Source organism: Streptococcus sanguinis, assembly GCF_020729765.1.
Taxonomy (GTDB): domain Bacteria; phylum Bacillota; class Bacilli; order Lactobacillales; family Streptococcaceae; genus Streptococcus; species Streptococcus sanguinis_Q.
The window spans coordinates 71,276-93,908 of sequence record NZ_JAJEPD010000023.1 but is presented as its reverse complement, the minus strand read 5'-3'; the positions used below and the strand labels follow the sequence as shown (position 1 = coordinate 93,908).

General features: G+C 44.4%; 24 protein-coding genes and 1 other RNA gene. 22 read left to right on the top strand and 3 right to left on the bottom strand.

Annotation, left to right across the window (positions count from 1 at the left end):
• Positions 1–25: 25 nt before the first annotated feature.
• The 11 genes from cdaA (at position 26) to whiA (ending at position 10,081) form a co-directional block, all read left to right on the top strand.
• Positions 26–874: a diadenylate cyclase CdaA gene (gene cdaA / locus K4H96_RS02160; RefSeq protein WP_223337580.1), complete on the top strand. Its 849-nt coding sequence runs from the start codon at positions 26–28 to the stop codon at positions 872–874.
• Positions 862–1,626 (top strand): CdaR family protein, encoded by a 765-nt coding sequence (locus tag K4H96_RS02155; RefSeq protein WP_185760129.1) that lies wholly within the window; start codon positions 862–864, stop codon positions 1,624–1,626. The genes cdaA and K4H96_RS02155 overlap by 13 nt, the downstream gene beginning before the upstream one ends.
• A 94-nt stretch (positions 1,627–1,720) precedes the next feature.
• On the top strand, positions 1,721–3,073 hold the full coding sequence (gene glmM, locus K4H96_RS02150; protein ID WP_223337581.1) for a phosphoglucosamine mutase: 1,353 nt from the start codon (positions 1,721–1,723) through the stop codon (positions 3,071–3,073).
• 129 nt (positions 3,074–3,202) lie between these two features.
• Positions 3,203–4,879, top strand: a complete 1,677-nt coding sequence (locus K4H96_RS02145) for an Ig-like domain-containing protein (protein WP_223337582.1) — start codon at positions 3,203–3,205, stop codon at positions 4,877–4,879.
• 117 nt (positions 4,880–4,996) lie between these two features.
• Positions 4,997–5,125, top strand: a complete 129-nt coding sequence (locus K4H96_RS02140) for a DUF4044 domain-containing protein (protein WP_002895969.1) — start codon at positions 4,997–4,999, stop codon at positions 5,123–5,125.
• A gap of 50 nt (positions 5,126–5,175) precedes the next feature.
• The gene (gene obgE / locus K4H96_RS02135; protein WP_061589209.1) at positions 5,176–6,486 is read left to right on the top strand and encodes a GTPase ObgE; all 1,311 of its coding nucleotides are present in this window, start codon (positions 5,176–5,178) and stop codon (positions 6,484–6,486) included.
• 11 nt (positions 6,487–6,497) lie between these two features.
• Positions 6,498–6,659, top strand: coding sequence for a hypothetical protein (locus K4H96_RS02130; protein WP_002895966.1), 162 nt, complete (start codon positions 6,498–6,500; stop codon positions 6,657–6,659).
• A gap of 213 nt (positions 6,660–6,872) precedes the next feature.
• On the top strand, positions 6,873–7,253 hold the full coding sequence (locus tag K4H96_RS02125) for a RidA family protein (protein WP_002895964.1): 381 nt from the start codon (positions 6,873–6,875) through the stop codon (positions 7,251–7,253).
• 55 nt (positions 7,254–7,308) lie between these two features.
• Positions 7,309–8,199: an RNase adapter RapZ gene (rapZ, locus tag K4H96_RS02120; protein WP_002906915.1), complete on the top strand. Its 891-nt coding sequence runs from the start codon at positions 7,309–7,311 to the stop codon at positions 8,197–8,199.
• Entirely contained in the window at positions 8,196–9,173 is a 978-nt protein-coding gene (locus K4H96_RS02115; RefSeq protein ID WP_125348477.1) for a YvcK family protein, read from the top strand. The genes rapZ and K4H96_RS02115 overlap by 4 nt, the downstream gene beginning before the upstream one ends.
• Positions 9,170–10,081, top strand: a complete 912-nt coding sequence (gene whiA / locus K4H96_RS02110; protein WP_223337583.1) for a DNA-binding protein WhiA — start codon at positions 9,170–9,172, stop codon at positions 10,079–10,081. The genes K4H96_RS02115 and whiA overlap by 4 nt, the downstream gene beginning before the upstream one ends.
• A 33-nt stretch (positions 10,082–10,114) precedes the next feature.
• Here the strand turns inward: whiA and K4H96_RS02105 are convergent, their stop codons facing one another.
• Complete coding sequence (locus K4H96_RS02105; protein ID WP_002933013.1) at positions 10,115–11,083, bottom strand: NAD(P)/FAD-dependent oxidoreductase; 969 nt, start codon at positions 11,081–11,083, stop codon at positions 10,115–10,117.
• Between the two features lie 111 nt (positions 11,084–11,194).
• Positions 11,195–12,511, bottom strand: a complete 1,317-nt coding sequence (locus tag K4H96_RS02100; RefSeq protein WP_002912118.1) for an FAD-containing oxidoreductase — start codon at positions 12,509–12,511, stop codon at positions 11,195–11,197.
• 188 nt (positions 12,512–12,699) lie between these two features.
• On the opposite strand from K4H96_RS02100, the gene K4H96_RS02095 reads away from it, so the two are divergent.
• From K4H96_RS02095 to rpsU, 6 genes are all read left to right on the top strand, one after another.
• Positions 12,700–13,056 (top strand): DUF1304 domain-containing protein, encoded by a 357-nt coding sequence (locus K4H96_RS02095; protein ID WP_002912119.1) that lies wholly within the window; start codon positions 12,700–12,702, stop codon positions 13,054–13,056.
• A gap of 115 nt (positions 13,057–13,171) precedes the next feature.
• Positions 13,172–13,549, top strand: coding sequence for a BlaI/MecI/CopY family transcriptional regulator (locus K4H96_RS02090; protein WP_002912120.1), 378 nt, complete (start codon positions 13,172–13,174; stop codon positions 13,547–13,549).
• A 15-nt stretch (positions 13,550–13,564) separates the two neighbouring features.
• The gene (locus tag K4H96_RS02085) at positions 13,565–15,022 is read left to right on the top strand and encodes a M56 family metallopeptidase (RefSeq protein ID WP_002912122.1); all 1,458 of its coding nucleotides are present in this window, start codon (positions 13,565–13,567) and stop codon (positions 15,020–15,022) included.
• 377 nt (positions 15,023–15,399) lie between these two features.
• A complete protein-coding gene (locus tag K4H96_RS02080; protein WP_002895950.1) occupies positions 15,400–16,131 on the top strand; it encodes a polyphosphate polymerase domain-containing protein in 732 nt (243 codons plus the stop codon).
• An 11-nt stretch (positions 16,132–16,142) separates the two neighbouring features.
• On the top strand, positions 16,143–16,826 hold the full coding sequence (locus K4H96_RS02075) for a DUF4956 domain-containing protein (RefSeq protein ID WP_002895949.1): 684 nt from the start codon (positions 16,143–16,145) through the stop codon (positions 16,824–16,826).
• Positions 16,827–16,973: 147 nt separating this feature from the next.
• Complete coding sequence (gene rpsU, locus K4H96_RS02070; RefSeq protein ID WP_000048054.1) at positions 16,974–17,150, top strand: 30S ribosomal protein S21; 177 nt, start codon at positions 16,974–16,976, stop codon at positions 17,148–17,150.
• A 113-nt stretch (positions 17,151–17,263) separates the two neighbouring features.
• Here rpsU and mscL read toward each other — a convergent pair whose 3' ends face one another.
• The gene (gene mscL / locus K4H96_RS02065) at positions 17,264–17,647 is read right to left on the bottom strand and encodes a large conductance mechanosensitive channel protein MscL (protein ID WP_002895947.1); all 384 of its coding nucleotides are present in this window, start codon (positions 17,645–17,647) and stop codon (positions 17,264–17,266) included.
• Between the two features lie 154 nt (positions 17,648–17,801).
• Here mscL and dnaG point away from each other — a divergent pair, with 154 nt between their 5' ends.
• The 5 genes from dnaG (at position 17,802) to K4H96_RS02040 (ending at position 22,608) form a co-directional block, all read left to right on the top strand.
• Positions 17,802–19,586, top strand: a complete 1,785-nt coding sequence (dnaG, locus tag K4H96_RS02060) for a DNA primase (RefSeq protein ID WP_317628002.1) — start codon at positions 17,802–17,804, stop codon at positions 19,584–19,586.
• Between the two features lie 2 nt (positions 19,587–19,588).
• A complete protein-coding gene (gene rpoD / locus K4H96_RS02055; protein WP_223337586.1) occupies positions 19,589–20,701 on the top strand; it encodes an RNA polymerase sigma factor RpoD in 1,113 nt (370 codons plus the stop codon).
• Positions 20,702–20,827: 126 nt separating this feature from the next.
• A complete protein-coding gene (locus K4H96_RS02050) occupies positions 20,828–21,166 on the top strand; it encodes a metal-sulfur cluster assembly factor (protein ID WP_002895943.1) in 339 nt (112 codons plus the stop codon).
• An 81-nt stretch (positions 21,167–21,247) separates the two neighbouring features.
• Positions 21,248–21,596: a transfer-messenger RNA gene (gene ssrA / locus K4H96_RS02045) on the top strand.
• 166 nt (positions 21,597–21,762) lie between these two features.
• Positions 21,763–22,608 carry a DUF695 domain-containing protein gene (locus K4H96_RS02040; RefSeq protein ID WP_223337587.1) on the top strand — a complete coding sequence of 282 codons (846 nt, stop codon included), beginning with the start codon at positions 21,763–21,765 and terminating at the stop codon, positions 22,606–22,608.
• Positions 22,609–22,633: the final 25 nt, after the last annotated feature.

The following is a 22,633-nucleotide window of genomic DNA, read 5'->3' as shown; positions in this document are numbered from 1 at the left end:
TTGTAGAGGAGTAGGAAGTCTAAGTATGAATTTTCAACAACTAACCAATCTCCAATATTGGGCCAGTTTGTTTTCGGACCCTTGGAGGATTGTAATTAATATTATTGACGTCGCTATCGTCGCATGGATTCTATATTATCTAATCAAGGCCATTGCTGGTACCAAGATTATGATTCTGGTCCGCGGGGTGCTCTTCTTTATCTTGGCACAGTTTTTTGCCAATATCATCGGCTTGACCACCATTTCTTGGCTGATTAATCAGGTCATCACCTACGGGGTCATTGCGGCCGTGGTGATTTTCTCACCTGAGATTCGTGCAGGATTGGAAAAGCTGGGTCGAGCAACAGATATTTTTTCTACAACGCCCATCAGTAACGAGGAAAAGATGGTTCAGGCCTTTGTCAATTCTGTTGCCTATATGAGTCCGCGGAAAATCGGGGCTTTGGTGGCCATTCAAGGAACCCGCACCTTGCAGGAGTACATTGCAACAGGGATTCCTTTGGATGCTGATGTATCCGGAGAGCTGCTAATCAACATTTTCATCCCCAATACGCCATTACATGATGGAGCTGTCATCATAAAAAATAATAAGATTGCGGCTTCCTGTGCCTACCTGCCTCTGACAGAAAGCAGTGGTATCTCTAAGGAGTTTGGAACTCGACACCGCGCAGCTATTGGCCTGTCTGAAGTATCCGATGCTTTTACTTTTGTCGTTTCAGAAGAAACAGGTGGTATTTCTACCACGCACAATGGAATTTTCAAGCATGATTTGACTTTGGATGAGTTTGAGATAGAGCTGAGAAAGGTCTTCTTATCAGAGCAGGACAAGCCAGCAGGTTTGAAAAAACGCTTCATGGGAGGATGGAAGAAATGAAAAAACGTAAAAAAATTCTTTATATCATCTCTTCGTTTTTCTTTGCCCTAGTGCTTTTTGTCTATGCAACCTCAAGCAGTTATCAAAACAATACTGGAGTTCGACAGGTCACATCTGAAACTTATACCAATACGGTTTCCAATGTGCCAATTGACATCAAATATGATAGCGAGAATTACTTTATCAGCGGCTTCACTTCTGAAGTTTCCGTCGCCCTGACAGGCTCCAACCGTGTCAATCTAGCCAGTGAAATGCAGGAAAGTACTCGGAAGTTTCGAGTTGTAGCTGATCTTTCCAAGGCTACAGAAGGCACAGTCGAAATCCCTCTGAAAGTGGAAAACCTGCCAAGTGGTCTGACTGCTACAGTCACTCCGCAGAAGATTTCTGTTAAGATTGGAAAAAAGGCTAGCAAGAAGGTTGAGGTCCGCTACCTCATCACAGACAGTCAGGTGGCTGAAAATGTGTCTATCAGTGGTGTGACCTTGGAAAATAAGGAAGCCACAGTAACTAGTGATGAGGAGACCTTATCTAAGATTGAGTCTGTCGTAGCTATTCTCCCGACCAATGTCATTATCACTGGCAACTACAGCGGGACAGTACCGCTGCAGGCGGTTGATGGACAGGGAAATGTCATGCCAAGCGTGGTGACACCATTTGAAACGACTATGCGTGTCAACACTAAAACAGCAGACAGCTCTGGCTCGTCCTCCTCTAACAGTAGCTCAAATACGAGCTCATCAAATAAAAACTAAATAAAATTTTGAAAATAAACTTGGATTAAAGCGGTCTGCCTTGCTTGCAGCCTAAATCTTTACATCCAGGTCTTATGAAAGGAAACTATTTATAATGGGTAAATACTTTGGAACTGATGGTGTTCGCGGAGAAGCAAATGTGGAATTAACGCCGGAATTGGCCTTTAAACTTGGCCGCTTTGGTGGTTATGTTCTGAGCCAGCACGAAAGTGAAGTTCCTCGGGTCTTTGTTGGCCGGGATACTCGAATTTCAGGAGAAATGCTGGAAAGCGCCTTGGTTGCAGGACTTTTGTCCGTTGGGATTCATGTCTATAAATTGGGTGTCATTGCAACGCCTGGTGTGGCTTATCTGGTCAAGTCAGAGAAAGCCAGCGCCGGAGTCATGATTTCTGCCAGCCACAATCCAGCATTGGATAATGGTATCAAATTCTTTGGTGGTGACGGCTATAAACTGGATGATGAGCGTGAGTTGGAAATCGAAGCTTTGCTGGACGCAGCGGAAGACACCTTGCCACGTCCAAGCGCCGAAGGTTTAGGTGACTTGGTGGACTATCCAGAAGGGCTGCGCAAGTACCAACAATACTTAGTTTCAACTGGCTTAGAACTAGAAGGAATGCATGTAGCCTTAGATACGGCCAACGGTGCGGCTTCTACCAGCGCCCGTCAGATTTTTGCAGACCTTGGAGCACAGTTGACCATTATCGGAGAAAATCCAGACGGCCTCAATATCAATCTGAATGTTGGTTCTACGCATCCTGAAGCTTTGCAGGAGGTTGTCCGTGAGTCTGGTGCAGCGATTGGTCTGGCCTTTGATGGAGATAGCGATCGCTTGATTGCTGTGGATGAAAATGGTGAGCTGGTAGATGGTGACAAGATTATGTACATCATCGGTAAGTACCTGTCTGAAAAAGGCGAGCTGGCGCAGAATACCATTGTTACGACCGTCATGTCTAACCTAGGCTTCCATAAGGCTTTGGAGCGGGAAGGCATCCAAAAGGCTGTGACAGCAGTTGGTGACCGCTATGTAGTAGAGGAAATGCGCAAGAATGGTTATAATCTAGGTGGCGAGCAGTCTGGACATGTTATCATCATGGACTACAATACAACAGGTGACGGTCAGCTTTCAGCTGTGCAATTGACCAAGGTCATGCAGGAAACAGGTAAGAAACTATCCGAATTGGCCGCTGAAGTAACCATCTATCCGCAGAAACTAGTCAATATCCGTGTGGAAAACAGCATGAAGGATAAGGCGATGGAAGTTCCAGCTATTAAGACGGTCATTGAGAAAATGGAAGCTGAAATGGCCGGCAATGGCCGGATTTTGGTTCGTCCGAGCGGAACAGAGCCTCTGCTGAGGGTCATGGCTGAAGCACCAACTGACGAAGAAGTAAATTATTATGTAGATACCATTGCTAATGTTGTTCGAGATGAAATTGGAATTGAGTAATAAAACGTAAAGAAACTGAGACACAACGTCTTGGTTTTTTTACATTGTTATGAATTTTTAAACACTACGAATAAAAATGTTGATAAATTGCAATACTCTTGGTATAATAAGCTACGAAAGGAGAAAAAGATGAAAAATAAAAATACAATTATTTTTAAAATTCTTATCTTATTAACAGCTATTGTTACAGGTTTAGGTTTTGCTGCTCGAACTCAGGCTTCTGAAGTAACTGAATACAGTCAGCAAACCAGCATTACTAAGGATGGTGAGCCATTAACAAGTGACTCAACTGTTAAGACTAATGAAACCTTGTCTGTAACAACCAACTTCACATTTCCAGTGGCTCAAAATATAGCTGAAGGGGATACCCTGACTTTTAAACTTCCGGAAGAATTAAGTCTGATTACTGCCTTAAACTTCGATGTCTATGATGTTGTTAATCATACGGGAGAGTTAGTCGGTACAGCTCAAACTGACCCGGCGACTCAGTCAGTTACAGTGACTTTCAGTAACTACTTTACAAACTATACCCAAAAGAAAGAGCTATCTTTGGGCTTTAACGTTCGCATCAATAACGAAAAAGTCAAAGAAACAGGTCCTGTTTCCTTCAAATTTGGCCAGACAGACTTTTCTTTCCAATACCAGAAAGAAGAAGGAACTGCTGGTGAGTATGAAATGAAATATGGCTACCAGGACAGCACTGATCCGAGTATTGTTAAATGGCGCATTATCCTGAATGCAAGACAGGACATGCTTCGCAACATGGTAATTTCAGACAACTTTGGTGATGGTCTGACACTGGTACCGGGTACTCTACGTGCAGTTCGTTATGCTCCTGTTGCAGGTGGTATTCGCAATGAAGCTCATATCCTGACTCTGCCAGTAGTTGATAACTTTACTAACAAGGCAGTTCTAACTCAAAACGCTAATGGCGATGCTAACGGTTTTACCATTAACTTTGGCGATAACTACAACTGGCCAATGTACATCGAGTACTCTACTCGTGTACCAGAAGGTACTAAAGTGGGGGATGTGGTTAACAACACCCTGTCTTGGACAGCAAAAGGCTTCCCAGAACGCACTATTACTAAGTCAGTACGCTTGGAAGAGGGCTCTGGTAAAGGAAGCGCTGTGCTAGCAAAAGATGTGAAGATTCAGGCACAGAAAAAACTTGTCAATAAAGTGTTAGAGAAGGGTCAATTTACCTTTGGTCTCTTTGATGAAAATGGTGCTTTGCTTCAAACAGCTACCAATGAAGCTGACGGTTCTATCAATTTTAAAGCCTTGAACTACAATGCAGCTGGTGACTACCGCTACAGCATTAAGGAAATTCCGGGCAATGATGCTAACTATGTCTATGATGACAAGGAAGCTCAGCTAACAGTTACTGTTAAAGATGTGAATGGTGAGTTTTTAGGCTCTGTTAAATATGATTTGGATCCAGTCTTTACAAATACCTATAGAGGTAATGATCCAGGCAAGGCAGTTCAGCCGCCAACTCCTGGCAATAACAACAATCCAAACAACAACCCAAATAATAATCCAAACAATAATCCAAATAATACCCCAGGCAATGGTAACAATACCCCTGGTAACAGTTCCGACAATCCAAAGGGTGGAACAGACAATCCAGGGAATGGAAATAACAATTCAAACAATGGTACCAACGATCCGGGTGCTGCAGGAGGCAACAAAAAAGTTCTGCCTAAGACTGGTCAAGAAACTACACTTTGGCTGTCAGTTGCAGGTTTGGCAATCTTAGTTGGCTTTGGAAGCTATGTTTTTCTTCAAAAAAAGACTAGATAAAATTCAAAGGTTTTAAGAGTTTTCTCTTAAAGCCTTTTTGCATACTTTTCCATTTGAAAAAACGGAGCAATCATGTTAGAATAGACCTAGTAATTTTTAAAGGATAGAGGTGTTATCGTGGCTTTTGGAGATAACGGACAACGCAAAAAAACAGGATTTGAAAAATTGACGATGCTGGTCGTGATTATCATGCTTATCGTGACAGTCGGAGCGATCTTTGCTTCTGCTCTCAGCGCAATCTTTTAATCCAAACGCTTCAGGGCGTTTTTTTAGACTAGAAAAAGAGAATAGAAAAAATGAGTATGTTTTTAGATACGGCCAAGATTCAAGTTAAGGCTGGCAATGGTGGCGATGGCATGGTGGCCTTTCGCCGTGAAAAATATGTTCCTAATGGCGGTCCTTGGGGCGGTGATGGCGGTCGTGGCGGCAATGTTGTTTTTGTCGTAGACGAGGGCCTGCGTACCCTGATGGATTTTCGCTACAATCGCCACTTCAAGGCTCAGTCTGGTGAAAAGGGCATGACCAAGGGCATGCATGGACGAGGGGCTGAGGACTTGATTGTTCGAGTGCCACAGGGGACGACGGTTCGTGATGCGGAGACGGGTAAGGTGCTGACGGACTTGGTAGAAAATGGCCAAGAATTTATCGTAGCGCGTGGTGGCCGAGGCGGTCGTGGAAATATTCGCTTTGCAACGCCTAAAAATCCTGCTCCGGAGATTTCTGAGAACGGAGAACCAGGTCAAGAACGGGAGCTTTTGTTGGAGCTCAAGGTCCTAGCAGACGTTGGTCTGGTCGGCTTCCCATCTGTCGGGAAATCCACTTTGCTTAGTGTTATTACAGCAGCCAAGCCTAAGATTGGTGCCTATCATTTCACGACAATCGTGCCCAATCTAGGCATGGTTCGCACTCATTCTGGAGAGTCCTTTGCGGTGGCAGATCTGCCGGGTTTGATTGAGGGGGCTAGCCAAGGGGTTGGACTGGGAACCCAGTTTCTCCGTCATATTGAGCGGACACGAGTCATCCTGCATGTCATCGATATGTCAGCTAGTGAGGGTCGTGATCCTTATGAGGACTATCTGGCTATCAATAAAGAGTTGGAATCCTACAATCTTCGTCTCATGGAGCGTCCGCAGATTATTGTTGCTAACAAGATGGACATGCCAGATAGTGCTGAAAATCTCAAGGTATTCAAAGAGAAATTATCAGCTAATTATGATGAGTTTGCAGAATTACCGCAAATCTTCCCGATTTCCAGTCTGACCAAGCAGGGACTTGCGACTCTCTTGGATGCGACCGCAGAGTTACTGGATAAGACACCAGAGTTCTTGCTTTATGATGAGTCTGAAATGGAAGAAGAAGCTTACTATGGCTTTGATGAAGAAGCGCCAGCCTTTGAAATTTCTCGTGATGACGATGCGACTTGGGTGCTGTCGGGCGATAAGCTAGAGAAGCTCTTTAATATGACCAACTTTGACCGTGATGAGGCAGTTATGAAATTTGCCCGTCAACTTCGTGGTATGGGAGTTGATGAAGCCCTTCGTGCTCGCGGAGCCAAGGATGGGGATCTGGTCCGCATCGGCAAGTTTGAGTTTGAATTCGTTGACTAAGGAGGCTTGCAATGGGTGATAAACCAATATCCTTCCGCGATGAAAATGGAAACTTTGTTTCTGCAGCCGACGTCTGGAATGCAGAAAAGCTAGAAGAGCTCTTTAACAAACTCAACCCCAAACGCAAGCTGCGTCTGGAAAGAGAAGCATTAGCGAAAGCAGAAGAGGAATAAGACTTCTGATTTTGAAACTATAAACGCTGGGAAAAATTTCTCAGCGTTTTTAAATCTTAAAAAATGGGTTCTGATAGGTAAGTCGATTTCCTTTTAGCTTCTAAGGACCTCATCAATGAAAAAATGGAAAAAGTCAAGGCTTATCAATCTGTCGTGGCCATTGATTGCTATTTTATGGTATAATGAAAAAAATAAGTAGGAGAAGTGATAATTATGGCAAAAACGATTCATACAGATAAAGCACCAGCAGCGATTGGACCTTATGTTCAAGGAAAAATTGTCGGCAATCTTTTGTTCGCGAGCGGGCAAATTCCCCTGTCTCCTGAAACTGGAGAAATCATTGGGACGACTATTGAAGAGCAGACCCAGCAGGTGCTGAAAAATGTTTCAGCCATTTTGGAAGCCGCTGGAACAGATTTTGACCATGTAGTCAAGGCTACTTGCTTCTTGAGTGATATCAATGATTTTGTGGCCTTTAATGAAGTTTACAAAACGGCCTTTACAGAAGCATTTCCAGCTCGTTCAGCAGTCGAAGTGGCTCGCCTGCCTAAGGATGTGAAGATTGAGATCGAGGTTATTGCCGAGATTCTCTAAAAAAGAGCGGGGGAAAACCACTCTTTGACAGATTCTATCTGATGAAAGGATTATTATGTCTGAGAAGAAAATTCAGCTTGTCATTGTGACTGGAATGAGCGGGGCGGGGAAAACCGTAGCCATCCAGTCCTTTGAAGACTTAGGTTATTTTACCATCGACAATATGCCGCCAACTCTGGTGCCGAAGTTCTTGCAGCTGGTCGAAGGGACTACTGACAATGATAAATTGGCTCTGGTTGTCGATATGCGCAGCCGTTCCTTCTTTTTGCAAATTCAGAACGTTTTGGATGAATTAGAGCAAAATGAGAACATTGATTTCAAGATTCTTTTCCTAGATGCGGCGGATAAGGAGTTGGTGGCTCGTTACAAGGAAACGCGTCGCAGCCATCCGTTGGCAGCTGATGGACGGATTTTAGATGGAATTAAACTGGAGCGTGAACTCTTAGCCCCTCTGAAGAATCTCAGCCAAAATGTTGTGGACACAACAGATTTGACACCAAGGGAGCTCAGAAAGACCATCTCTGAGCAATTTTCAAATCAGGCTGACATGCATAGTTTCCGCATTGAGGTCATGAGTTTTGGTTTCAAATACGGTCTGCCCTTGGATGCTGACTTGGTTTTTGATGTGCGCTTTCTGCCTAATCCCTACTATAAGCCTGAGCTACGCAATCAGACAGGCTTGGACAAGGATGTCTTTGACTATGTCATGAACCATGCCGAGTCAGAAGAATTTTACCAGCATCTGCTGGGCTTGATTGAGCCCATTTTGCCGGGCTATCAGAAGGAAGGAAAGTCTATCCTGACTATTGCTGTGGGCTGTACGGGTGGTCAGCACCGCAGTGTAGCCTTTGCTCAGCGCTTAGCAGATGATTTGGCTAAAAATTGGCCGGTCAATGCTAGTCACCGCGACAAAAACCGTCGGAAAGAAACGGTGAACCGCTCATGAGAAAGCCACGAATTACAGTCATTGGCGGTGGGACAGGAATTTCAGTTATTCTAGACAGCCTGCGTAAAAAGGACGTAGAAATTACAGCCATTGTTACAGTAGCAGATGATGGAGGCAGTTCTGGTGAGCTGCGGAAAAACATCCAGCAGCTGACTCCGCCAGGTGACCTTCGAAATGTTCTGGTAGCCATGTCTGACATGCCAAAATTCTATGAGAAGGTCTTCCAGTATCGCTTTGCGGAAGGAGATGGCGTTCTAGCGGGGCATCCCTTGGGCAATCTGATTATTGCCGGTATTTCCGAAATGCAGGGCTCAACCTATAATGCCATGCAGCTTCTGACCAAGTTTTTCCATACGACAGGAAAAATTTACCCTTCTAGCGACACCCCCCTAACTCTGCATGCTGTGTTTGCAGATGGGACGGAAGTTGTCGGTGAAAGCAATCTGACCAGCAAGAGCGGGATGATTGAGCGAGTCTATGTGACCAATACCTATGATGACAAGAAGCCTGCTGCCAGTAAAAAGGTGGTTGAAAGTATCCTAGAGAGCGATATGGTGGTTCTGGGGCCGGGTTCGCTATTTACCTCTATCTTGCCTAATCTCGTTATCGAGGAAATTGGCCAAGCTCTTCTAGACACCAAGGCAGAAGTGGCCTATGTCTGCAATATTATGACCCAGCGAGGCGAAACAGAGCATTTTTCAGACAGCGATCACGTCCAAGTCCTGCATCGTCATTTAGGCAGGAATTTTGTAGATACAGTCTTGGTCAATATTGAACCTGTCCCTCATGAGTACATGGACAGCAACCAGTTTGACGAATATCTGGTACAGGTAGAGCATGATTTTCAAGGGTTGCAAGAGCAGGTTCCGCGAGTCATTTCTTCGAATTTCCTGCGTTTGGAAAATGGCGGAGCTTTCCATGATGGTGAGTTGGTTGTTGACGAATTGATGCAGATTATACAGGTACGCAAATGAGCTTTACAGTAAAAGTAAAAGAAGAATTGCTGAGTCTGGCAAACAGAGATAAAAATGAGCTGTCAGCCATGATCAAGATGTCTGGCAGTCTGGGCTTGGCCAGCAGTGGTTTGACCCTGTCTGTCACAACAGAAAATGCCAAGATTGCCCGCCATCTCTATGAGTTACTGTCGGACCTTTATCAGGTCAAGTCAGAAATCCGCCACCATCAGAAGACTAATCTGCGCAAGAACCGTGTATACACAGTATTTCTGGATCAGAAAGTGGAAGAAATCCTATCTGACCTGCACTTGGCTGACTCCTTTTTTGGTATCGAGGCCGGGATTGATCAGACCATTTTGTCAGATGACGAAGCTAGCCGAGCCTACCTCCGGGGAGCCTTTCTCTCAAATGGCAGCATGCGAGAGCCAGACTCAGGCAAGTACCAGCTGGAAATCTTGTCCGTTTATCTGGATCATGCTGAAGATTTGGCTGCCTTGATGCGGCGTTTTCTGCTGGATGCCAAGACCATTGAGCGTAAGAAGGGGGCTGTCACTTATCTGCAGCGGGCTGAGGACATCATGGATTTTCTCATTGTCATCGGTGCTATGGAAGCCATGGCTGAGTTTGAGTCTCTTAAGCTCATGCGGGAAGCGCGCAATGACCTCAACCGTGCTAATAATGCGGAGACAGCGAACATCGCTCGCACGGTTACAGCCAGTATGAAAACCATCAACAATATTGCCAAAATCAGCGACAATATTGGTATCGAGAGTTTACCTGTAGACCTGCAGGAGGTAGCCCAGCTTCGTATCCAACATCCAGACTACTCCATCCAGCAGCTAGCTGATAGTCTGAGCCGGCCACTGACTAAGAGCGGCGTCAATCATCGCTTGAGAAAAATCAATAAAATCGCAGATGAATTATAAAAGCTGCTGAGCTTGAGCTCGGCAGCTGTTTTTTTATAGGCTTGTAGAATGTTTGGGTTGGACTTTTTGCTCAGGATAGATATGGTTAATGGCATTGTTGACAGCAGTAGGTGCCTCACCTAACCCAGTCGCAATCAAGTCAATCTTTCCCTCGTAGCTGCAGCAGTCACCAGCTGCATAGATACCTGGCACGGAAGTTTCTTGCTTGCTATTGACCAAAATTTTGTGACGGTTGAGCTCCAAGCCCCAATCTTTGAGATTGCCGACAGAGGATTTAAAACCGTAGTTGACAAAGAGGTGATCCAGAGGCAGAAGCTGACTTTCCTCTCCTTTAACTTGGCTGATTTCCAAGTGGGTTATCTTGCCATTTTCACCAACCAATCGACTCGGTACAAATGGTGTCTTAATCTCAACGCTAGAAGCCTTGAGTTCTTCCACACTATGCTCTAAAGCCCGGAAGTTGTCCCGACGATGAACCAGGCTAGTTTCTGCGATTTTTTCAAAAGCTAGTGCCCAGTCAACAGCCGAGTCGCCGCCGCCCAGAACAACAACCTTTTTGCCTGCGTACTGGCTGATGTTTGAAACGTGATAGTGAAGGTTGCTGTAGCTTTCAGCATCATCTAGCTCTAAAGCTCTCGGTTTGAAGGCGCCGCCTCCCATGGCGATGATGATGGTTTTGGTCTGATGCTGAGCTTGAGAAGTCGTGATGGTAAAGCCATCATCCGCTTTGACGATATCCAGCACTGTTTCATTGAGGCAAATCTCAGTCTGGAAAGTTTCCAGCTGCTCAATCAGACGCTGTGTCAACTCTTCGCCACTTAGATTGGTAAAGCCAGGGACATCCAGAATCTTCTTCTCTGGATAAAGAATGGCCGGCTGACCGCCCAGCTGAGGCAGGGAATCAATGATTTTAACCTTGGCTTGGCGCAGATGAGCGTAAAAAGCTGCGAATAGGCCAACTGGACCGCCACCGACAATCGTAATATCATACAGTTCAGACATAATCTTCCTCAATCTTTTTAAAATAAACTAGCATTATTGTACCACAAAAAGGGATTGAAATGTAAGTAAATGTTTTAAAGGCATCTTAAAAGCCCCATTAGGGGCTTAAAATTAGATAGCAAATAAATCATTGAGGTTTTCAGCCAGAGTTGGATGAGTGAAGATTTGTTTGCTCAAGTAGGTGTAAGGAATCTTATTATCCATGGCTACAGTCAGGATATTGATAATTTCCTGAGCTCCAGCTGAGAAGATAGTTGCTCCGACGATTTCCTTGGTTTCAGTGTTGACAACAGCCTTGAAGGCACCGCGTAAGTCAGCATTGACATGTCCACGAGGCATTGCTGCGACAGGAATCTCCTTCACTGCAATCGGCAGTCCTTGCTCTTGGGCTTCCTTTTCAGTCAATCCGATTTGAGCCAAAGGTGGTGTGATGAACATGCTGGTAGGGACGTTTTTACGGTCTTCCAGTGTGTAGCTGCCATCGCCAGCCAGATAGCTATAAAGGATACGGAAGTCATCCAGTGAAATATATGTGAACTGCAGACCGCCATTGACATCGCCCGCTGCAAATACACCAGGTACAGATGTTTCCAAGTGCTTGTTGACCTTGATAGCTCCGCGCTCTGTCAGCTCGATATCTGTATTTTCCAACTGCAATGGCTCAACATTGGGCTTACGGCCGGTAGCATAGAGCAGGGCGTCAAAACGAAACTCTCCATCCTCTGTCACAACGACAACTTCATCACCATCATTTTTGACCTGTGTGGTGCGTACATTTTGTAAGAGCTGGATTCCGTCTTCTTCCATGTATTGCTTAGCTAGAGCAGCGATAGAAGGCTCAACTCGAGGGAGAAAGACAGGAGCAGCATCCAGCACAGTCACCTGACTGCCCAATTTGTTGTAGAGTCCAGCGAATTCTAGTCCGATGTTACCGCCGCCCAGAACTCCTAAACGTTTAGGAAGTTCCTTCAGATTTTGGATGCCAGTTGAGTCATAGACATGCTCGGTCTCAGTCAGTCCTGGAATTGGCAGGACATTGGAAACAGCACCAGTATTGATGACAATAGTTTCAGCAGTCAGTTCCTCTTTCTCATCGCCAGCTGTGATTTCGATGACTTTATTGGAAAGGAAATGAGCTTCCGCATCGATGATGTCAACACCAGCACCACTGATTGCTGCATAGTTCTTCCCGTTGAGACGGCTGGTTACAGCATTCTTTTCAGCCATGACTTGGTCGAAATCCAGGCCTTTTTCAGCTGCGACAAGCAGGGTCTTGGTTGGGATGCAGGCTATATTGATACAGGTTCCCCCGTACATAGCCTTGCTTCGCTCAATCAAAGCAACTTTTTTTCCTTGAGCCGCCATTTTGGCTGCCAATGTTTTACCGGCCTTCCCAAAGCCGATGACAATTAAATCATAGGTTAACATAATTTACCTCCATTTTTCAAAAAAGATTGTATCATATCTAGTCAGAAATTGCTGATTTCTGCTACGCTTTTTTTCTTCAGTATTTTTAGTCTTGTTTTTATACAGAATGTCCATTTTTGAGCAAGATTTTCGCAGTTCCAGTCAGTCTGTGTTATACTGAGTTTCGTTATATATTTTAGGGGGTTAAAATGTCTATTATTACACTTATTTTGGCAAGCTTGGTTGCCTTGGAATTTTTCTATATCCTCTACCTGGAGACCATTGCAACGACTTCTGCAGCGACAGCTCGGGTTTTCGGTATGTCACAAGAGGAGTTGGAGCAGCAGTCAGTCAATACTCTTTTCAAAAATCAAGGAGTATACAACGGGCTGATAGCTGTTTTAGTGCTGATTGCGGCCTTTGTGCAGTCTAGTCCGGTTTGGCTGGGAATTTTTATGCTTTATATTATCTTGGTAGCAGCTTACGGTGCAGTGACCAGTGATCCCAAAATCCTGTTCAAACAGGGAGGGCTGGCTATGCTGACCCTGCTTAGTTTATTTTTCTAAATATAGTGAGGAAAATTGATTTCCCACTCTTTTTTTATATAATGATTGACTTTTGTGTTAGACAAGTGTAGAATGAAATTAGAAATAGCATTAATTTAGAAAGCGCGTGGGAACGATGAAAAGATCTATTAAACGTTTGCCAGACGGGGAATTTACTATTTTAAAGGTAATTTGGCAGCTGCCTACCCCGACGACCTCTGCCCGTATCATGGAAAAGCTGGGACCAGACAATCACTGGAAGCCCCAGACTTTGCTGACAGTCTTGGCTCGCTTAACAGAAAAGGGCTTTTTAGAAAGTGTCCGCAAGGGGCGTGAAAGGCAGTATACAGTCTTGATCTCAGAAGATGAGTATCTGGAAGTTGAGGCTTCGGATTTCTTGAAGCGTCACAGCGGCCGTTCTATGGGCGGGTTTGTCAAAACACTCTTTTCTTCTAACTCCTTTTCGGAAAATGAATTGGATGAGCTGCGTAGTTTGCTCAACCAAGGAAAGTAGGATGGAGGGATAAGCATGAAACAATTCCTTCTTTCTTTTCTGCTGACCAGTTTGTCAACTTCCATTTTGGTGCTTTTGCTTAGTCTGCTTTTTATGGCCTTTAAGACTAAGATTTCGGTCAGAGTGAAGTATTTTATTTGGTTTCTGATATTGCTGAGTTTTCTGTTTCCGTTCCGTCCCCAATTTGGCTCAGGCCTGATTCGGCTGAATACAGGATCGGTAGTTCAGACAGCAGTGACTGCCACCCAGACAGGTGGAACGCAGGGCGCCTCTCAAACTGTTGAAAAGGCTGCCCAGACAAATCTGTGGGAGGCTTTTCTAAACCTGCCTTGGTTTGAAATTCTCTTTACCATCTGGCTGATTGGCTTTGTCTTTAGCATAGGAAGATACGCCTATTCTTATATTCGCTTCAGAAAGATGCTGAAGCGCTGGGGCACGGAGTTTCAGGACGAAGAAGCGATGGCTCAGCTGCGGGCTGTTCAGCAGGAGATGGGAGTTAAGGGCCGGATTCGTCTGCTCCACTATCCTATGTCCCAAAGTCCTATGCTGCTAGGTTTCAGAGATATTTTAATCGTGCTGCCAGAGTTGGACTACACAGAAGAAGAGCTGCAGCTGATTTTCAAGCATGAGCTGACTCACTATAAGCACCGCGATGTTTTAGTTAATCTTTTGGGAATTTTTGCCAAGAGTCTGCACTGGTTTAACCCGGTTGTCCGCTTTGCCTGCCGGGAAACCCAGGAAGCAGGAGAAATGTACTGTGACTACGATGTTCTGAGCAGTAGAGATACAGAGTATCGGACTTTCTACGGTGAAACGATTTTGACCATGATAGACCGCAGTAAGAAGACCCCAATTGCTCTGACGACCTGCTTTTACTCTGACAAGTTTAATCTCAAGCGGCGGATTGTTGGTATTATGGATAACCGCCTGCCTAAGAGGTTTCTGTCTGCTGCTTTTGTAGTGGCCGTTCCTCTCCTTTTGCTTTTGACTAGCTCGGTCTTTGCTCTAGAAAGTCCAGCTGCTCAACAAAGCAGACCTGTTGAAGGGCAAAAACAGTCTCAAGGGCTCAGTCAACGTCAGGCTCTAGCGTCCGTCTTAAAAGAGCTGTCTCTTTCTGAAAAAGATATTAAAGATTTACAAATTTCGCGTGAAAAAGATACCTATAACATTCGCTTCTCACACGGTCAAACAGCTCATGAAACCATTGTCAATGCTAAGGATGGAAAACTAATCCAATCCAAGCAGCATACCATTGTCGAAAAGACGGTAACGGTTGAAAAAGAAGTCAGTCCATCCTCGTCTGCTGCATCAACTCCAGCTGATAACAGCTCTACTGCAGGTACAGGAAATACGGGAGCAGCGGGCTCTACAGGGGCTAGTACAGCGACAGTTCAAACTCCGTCTCAGAACAGTTCCTCTCATACGACAGACACCGATGATTCGGAAGATGATGATGACCATGATGACGATTAAATAAAGGATTCTGCCAGTTTAAGTTTCTTAAAAGCTTAGACTGGTAGAATTTTATTATCTTCTCAAAGGGAGATTTAGAAATCCTCCAAGAGCAGTTAGTCATCAGTTTATCTTTATTTTAGGACGATTTTGCTTACAGTTTGCACTTCGTTTCCTAATGCTAAAAAAGCTGAAAGATTATTTATCTTTTTTCTTGACATTCACAAACGACAATTGTAGAATATAYTTATAAACTACATTTGTAGAATGTTTTTGAAAAATACTGCTTGGAARGGAGAAGAAAGTAAAGCTTATCCAGACGCTTGTAGGATGCAGAGCGGAAGCTCTATTTCTTTTAAAAGCACAAACTACATTTGTAGAATCAAAGGAGAATTCAAATGAAACAAAAGCAAATCCAAACAAATTTCCAACGAATCGAAACGAAGTATATTCTTGACCGAGCAATGCTAGCTCGTCTTGAAGCTGACATGAGGCCTCACCTCACCGCAGATGATTATGCGACATCAACCATTTCCAATGTGTATTTTGATAATGATGAGTTCCAGATGATTCAGGATTCCATTGCTAGAAAAGGTGGTCGCGAAAAAATGCGGATGCGGACTTATGCTGAGCAGCCAAATGATGATAGTCAAGTTTTCTTAGAAATCAAGAAGAAACGTGATGAAGTAGGCTTCAAATACCGTTTGGTTTCGAATCCTCTCTCTGTGACCAACTATATTGTGAACGGTGTGGCAGACCATACTATTTCTGATGATCGGGTCAAGGCAGAAGTGGAGCAGTTACAGGAGCGCTATATAGACTTGAAGCCAAAAATGGTGATTAGCTATGATCGCTACTCTATGAGAGGCTTGGAAGATAAAAAAGTCCGTGTGACAGTTGATTCCAACATCCGCTACCGTGATTATGATGTAGACTTGGCTTTAGGCCGCTATGGACTGCCCTTGCTGGATGACGACAAGGTGATTATGGAAATCAAGGTTCCTGGTCAATATCCTCAGTGGTTGGCTGATATTCTGAATAAATACGGTCTTGAAGACCAGTCCTTCTCAAAATACGGCAATGCCTACCTGAAAACTAAAGAAAGGCTGACTCGAACAGTCAAGGCCTGAGGAGGTAGTCTATGCTCAATCAGTTATTTAACAGTATCTACTCCTCCACGGAAGTCAAGATAAATCCTTTAGCATTGATTTTTTCACTAGCAACTAGTGTGGTTTTAGGAATTATATTGGCCAAGGTCTATAAGCGCCAAACCATTTATACCAAGGAATTTGTCGTCACCCTCTCCCTTTTGCCAGCCATTATTTCCATTATCATCTTCTTGGTTAATGGAAATCTGGGTACCAGTGTCGCCGTAGCAGGGACTTTCAGCTTGATTCGCTTCCGGTCGGCCGCAGGTGGCTCCAAGGAGCTTCTAGCCATCTTTATGGCGACAGCTATCGGGATTACAACGGGGATGGGCTTTGTAGCATTGGGAATTGTCTTTACTCTAGCTATTTCAGGCATCTGGATGCTCTTTGAAAAGATGAGCTTTACTTCAGTCAGTCCGACCAGACGTTATGTCCAGGTTCAGGTTCCAGCTGATTTTGACTACGAAGTACTCTTTGATGCTATCTTTGAAACGACTTGTAAATCAGCCGAACTGACATCTCTCAAGTCGGCTGAAAAGAAGTCTATCAAGCTGGACTATGTTGTTGACTTGAATCCTGACATGAGCGACAGAGAGCTCATTCAGCAGTTCCTGTTCTATGATAAGGTACAGGATATTTCCCTTTCCAAAGCCGCTAAGAAGCGTAAAACCCTCTAAGCAAAAGAAGACCAGCTGCATCAGAGCAGTTGGTCTTCTTGTTTGTATCATAAAAAGGGGATACATCATACTTACAGAAAATACTTGACACTCTTTTCTATATGTGGTATGAYTATATAGATTTTGGACTTGAAGGGAGTGAAAAAAATGTCAAAAACAGTAGTACGCAAGAATGAATCACTTGATGATGCACTTCGTCGTTTCAAACGTGCGGTTACTAAAGCTGGTACTCTTCAAGAAACACGCAAACGTGAATTCTATGAAAAACCTTCTGTAAAACGCAAACGCAAATCAGAAGCAGCTCGTAAACGTAAAAAATTCTAATTGAACAAAAAAGCAGACTCCGGTCTGTTTTTTGTTTTCACTCTTTGGAGAGAAGGGGATGATTGTGAGCAATAGGCAAGAAAAAAACACTGATTTTCATCAGTGAATTCTCTTTATTTTTTCTCAGCCAACAAAGCTTTGATTTCTTGCAGGACTTCCAATTCAGTTGGTCCAGCTGGCGCTTCTTCAGCTTCTTCCTTCTTCTTAGCAAGGCTTTGTGCTTTTTCAGCAGACTTAACGATGAAGAAGAGAACAGTACCGATTACCAAGAAGTTAATTACAGCGCTCAAGAAGTTACCATAAGCGATCCCGTTCCATTTCAATTGAGAAATTTGCTCCAAGTTTGCAGCTTTCAAAATTGGGTTGAGGAAGAGGGGAGTGATTACGTCAGTAATCAATGAAGTGACGATTGCTCCAAAAGCGTTGGCGATGATCACACCGACTGCCAAATCAATCACGTTCCCACGCAGCAAGAATTCTTTAAGATCCTTTAACATTCTTTCTTTCCTTTCAAGAATTTATTAATGAGATTATATTATAGCTTATTTATATGACATCTACAAGATATTTGTTTGTCAAATATTTTACATTTGCATCATTTTAGTATAAAATATAGAATGATATTCTATGATAAATTGGAGGTATTGTCTCTTGATTGATAAAGAAATCATTTCTGAAATTAAAAACAGCGTCAATATCGTCGATGTCATAGGAGAAACGGTGGCCTTGACCAAGGCTGGGCGGAATTTCCTGGGACTCTGTCCCTTTCATGGCGAAAAGACGCCCTCTTTTAACGTTGTAGAGGACAAGCAGTTTTATCACTGTTTTGGCTGCGGCAAGTCGGGCGATGTCTTCAAATTCATTGAGGATTATCGAGGCGTTTCCTTTATGGATGCTGTGCAGATTGTAGCAGATCGGGCAGGGATTCCCTTGGCTGTAGAGACAGCGGGCAATGACCGACTGAGACAAAGCCATCCGCACCAGGCTCTCTACGATATCCATACCGAGGCAGCTAAGTTTTACCATGCGGTTCTGATGACGACCAAGATGGGAGAGGAAGCGCGGGCTTATCTCTACCAGCGGGGTCTGACAGATGATGTTCTTAAGCATTTTCAAATCGGGCTGGCTCCTAATGAGGGGAATTATCTTCATAAGAGTATGGCTGGCAAATTTGATGAGAATACCATCATGAACTCGGGACTCTTTAATCTGGCGGAGAATAATCTGGTCTATGATGCCTTTCAGAACCGGATTATGTTTCCCCTGACCAATGACAGTGGGCAGGTTGTGGCCTTTTCCGGGCGGATTTGGCAAGAGGCGGCTTCAGATGGTCATCAGGCCAAGTATAAAAATAGTCGCAGCACTGCTATTTTCAATAAAAGCTACGAGCTCTATCATCTGGATAAGGCCAAGCCGGTTATCAAGAAGAGCCATGAGGTCTATCTGATGGAAGGCTTTATGGATGTGATTGCGGCTTATCGGGCCGGGATTGAAAATGCTGTAGCTTCTATGGGAACAGCTCTGACACCTGAGCATGTCCAGCACCTGAGCAAGTATTGCAAGAAGATTATCCTGTCTTACGATGGAGATAGGGCTGGGCAGGCAGCGACTGCTAAGGCTTTAGATGAGCTGAGAGATATGACGGTGGAAATTGTTCGGATTCCAGATAATTTGGATCCGGATGAATTTCTAGCTAAAAATTCTGAAGAAGATTTGCAGCATTTGCTGAGCAAAACGCGAATAAGTAATGTGGAGTTTCTGCTGCATCATCTGAAACCAGATAATATTGAAAATCTACAGGCTCAGATTGAGTTTGTAGAGAAGATGGCGCCGATTATTGCGAAGACCAAGTCCATCACAGCTCAGAACTCCTATATTTACATGCTGGCTGAGTTGCTGCCGGACTTTGACTATCAGCAGGTGGAGCAGACGGTAAATAACAGTCGGCTGGCTGAGCGCTCTAGTCGCAGTCAGGAGGCGCCGATTCAGCAGTCTCAACCAGCCGTCATGCAGTTTTCGCCTTCGAACCGGCTGAGTCGGCTCATGAGGGCGGAAAATCATATCTTCCACCGCATGATACATCATCCTTTGATTTTGAACCAATACCGGCTGAGAGAAGACTTTGCCTTTGACTCGGAAGAATTGCAGATCTTGTATGAGATTTTACTGGCAAATGGCGAAGTGACACCGCAGGATTTGTCCCAGCTACCAGATCATGTCCAGCAGGCTTGGTACCGCGTCTTGGAAGAAGACTTGCCGGATGAGGTTTTGGAAGATGAGTTGAAAGAAGTGGAAGAAACCAGAGAGCGGGAGATTTTGCGCAAGCATAATCAGTTTATTAGTAAGAAGATTCGAGAAGCCTCTCACAGCGGAGATACGGATACAGCCCTGTCCGAGCTAGAGCGCTTGATTGAGCAAAAAAGAAGAATGGAGTAGGAATGGCTACAAAACAAAAAGAAGTAACAACATTAGACGTTCAAATTGCAGAATTTATCCGCAACCACAAGCAGACAGGGGTTGCGACAGATGATGAAATCAATGACCAGCTGATCATCCCTTTCACTTTGGACGCTGATGGAATTGAGGATTTGCTGCAGCGCATCCAGGATGCTGGCATCTCAATTACAGATAAGGAAGGAAATCCCAGCGCACGCGTCTTAAATAACGAAGAGGAAGAAGCAGAACTGACGGATGAAGAACTCCTAGGCAGCAATTCAGCCAAGGTCAATGACCCAGTCCGCATGTATCTGAAAGAAATCGGGGTTGTGCCCCTTCTCAGCAATGAAGAAGAGCAGGAGCTGGCTATCTTGGTAGAGCAGGGAGACTTGGAAGCCAAGCAGCGTCTGGCTGAGGCCAACCTTCGTCTGGTTGTTTCCATTGCCAAGCGCTACGTCGGCCGTGGCATGCAGTTCCTTGACTTGATTCAAGAAGGAAATATGGGGCTGATGAAAGCCGTTGATAAGTTTGACTACACCAAAGGATTTAAGTTTTCAACTTATGCGACTTGGTGGATCCGTCAAGCCATTACCCGTGCGATTGCTGACCAAGCTCGGACCATTCGGATTCCGGTCCACATGGTGGAAACCATTAACAAGCTAGTCCGTGAGCAACGCAATCTCTTGCAGGAATTGGGTCAAGACCCAACACCAGAGCAAATCGCTGAGCGCATGGATATGACGCCTGACAAAGTTCGTGAGATTCTCAAGATTGCTCAAGAGCCAGTTTCCTTGGAGACACCTATCGGTGAGGAAGATGACAGTCATCTGGGAGACTTTATTGAAGATGAAGTGATTGAAAACCCAGTCGACTATACAACTCGTGTCGTCCTTCGTGAGCAGCTGGATGAAGTATTGGATACGCTGACAGACCGCGAAGAAAACGTCTTGCGTCTGCGCTTTGGTCTGGACGATGGAAAAATGCGGACGCTGGAAGATGTCGGCAAGGTCTTCAATGTCACTCGCGAGCGGATCCGCCAGATTGAAGCTAAGGCCCTGCGTAAGCTCCGCCATCCAAGCCGCAGCAAACCACTCAGAGACTTTATCGAAGATTAAGGAATGAAAAGCAGCGAGGGGGAAAAATCTTTCAGCAGGAAGCATCAAGCCGGCAATCCTAGCTGAAAAGAAAAGCCTCCTCGAGCTAACTTGAAATTTCTACTATATCTATAAGGAGGATATTGCATGTCAGAAAAAAAATACAGCCCTGAAGAAGTTGAAAAGATTAAAACACGTATTTTGGAGAGCTTGGAGCAGGTCATCGACCCAGAGCTGGGGATTGATATTGTCAATCTAGGCTTGATTTATGAAATCCGTTTTGACGAGACCAATGGGGAAACGGAAATCGATATGACCCTGACAACCATGGGATGCCCTCTGGCGGATCTTCTGACTGACCAGATCTATGATGCCATGTCAGATGTTCCAGAGGTTACCAAGACGGATGTTAAGTTGGTTTGGTACCCAGCTTGGACAGTGGAAAAGATGAGCCGCTATGCTCGAATCGCTTTGGGGATTCGCTAAGAACTGATAGTAAGTGCTGGCCTGCTGTTTGCAGGCTTTTGCTTTTTTTAGCAGATTCTGTTATAATGTTCCTATTGTCTTGGGGTCGTTACGGATTCGACAGGCATTATGCGGTACATTTTGCAACCCATCTAGCGGATGTAAAACGCCAGTTAAATATAACTGCAAAAAATAACAATTCTTACGCTTTAGCTGCCTAAAAACCAGCCAGCGTGACCCGATTCGGATTGCTTGTGTCTGATGACAGGTCTTATTATAAGCAAGCTACGGTAAAATCTGGTCTAGGGGTTTTGCAAGAGATTGATAGACTCGCTTGACTTGGGCTTGAGCTATGTGTCAAAGTGAAGTTAAATCAATACATAGCCTATGGTTGTAGACAAATGTGTTAGCAGGTGTTTGGACGTGGGTTCGACTCCCACCGGCTCCATTATTTTAAAGTCTTTCTAAAACGCTGAGAAATCAGCGTTTTTTGCTTTTACGATCTTCAGGAAATCTTGATTTCTATCTGAAAAAGTAATACAATGATGTTAGTGATGACAAAGGAAATATTGGTATTTCTAGTTGGTCAATTTCATAAGTATTAAGGGAAGTTGGATATGAGTTTTTTTAAGAATCTGTTTGGTAAGAAGCGAGAGCAAGAGGAAGAGAAAGTAGAAAATATAGAAGAAGCAGAACTTGATGTGCCTACTGAGGATCCTTTTCCGAGTGAGTGGGGATCTTTCTCAACCTATATTGATGACAAGTTGGCTAGCATCCGTCTGAATCTAGCTCTTGCTGATGAGGCACCCTATCCTCTCTATGCCTATGCTATGAGGCTCAAGGTAACGCTCCTCCAGTACGATGGGGAGACAGGTTTTCCATCTAGTGATGAGTTTAAAGAGCTGAATGTGATTGAGGACCGGCTTTCTGAGGCTTTAGGGCAGGTCGGTGGCATTCATGTTGGTGTGATTACAACAGATGGAAATATTGAGTTTTACTACTATCTGCAAGACAAGAAAAGCCATCTGGAGCCAATTGCCGAAGTGATGCGCGACTTTCCAGACCGTCGCTATGACTCGGCAACCTTAGAAGACGAGGAATGGGATCAGTACTTTGACTTTCTCTATCCCAATGAATACGAGTATCAGACCATTATCAACCAGCGGGTCTGGTATCAGCTGGAGCAGGACGGCGATGACCATAGTCAGGAGCGCGAGATTGACCATTGGGCCTATTTTGCGTCTGAGGAAGACCGAGATGGTTTCCTAAAGGAAGTCGAAGAACTGGGCTATAGCCTCGTATCCGCTGAAAAGATAGAAAATGCTGACAAACCATATCAGCTGCATGTGATTCGTATGGATACGACAGAAATCTTTGATTTAAACCAAAATGTTTGGACTTTGGTTGAATTTGTGAAAAAATTTAACGGAAACTATGGCGGTTGGGGCTGTAATGTGGTATAATGGTTAAAGTTTTGAGAAAGCTGGG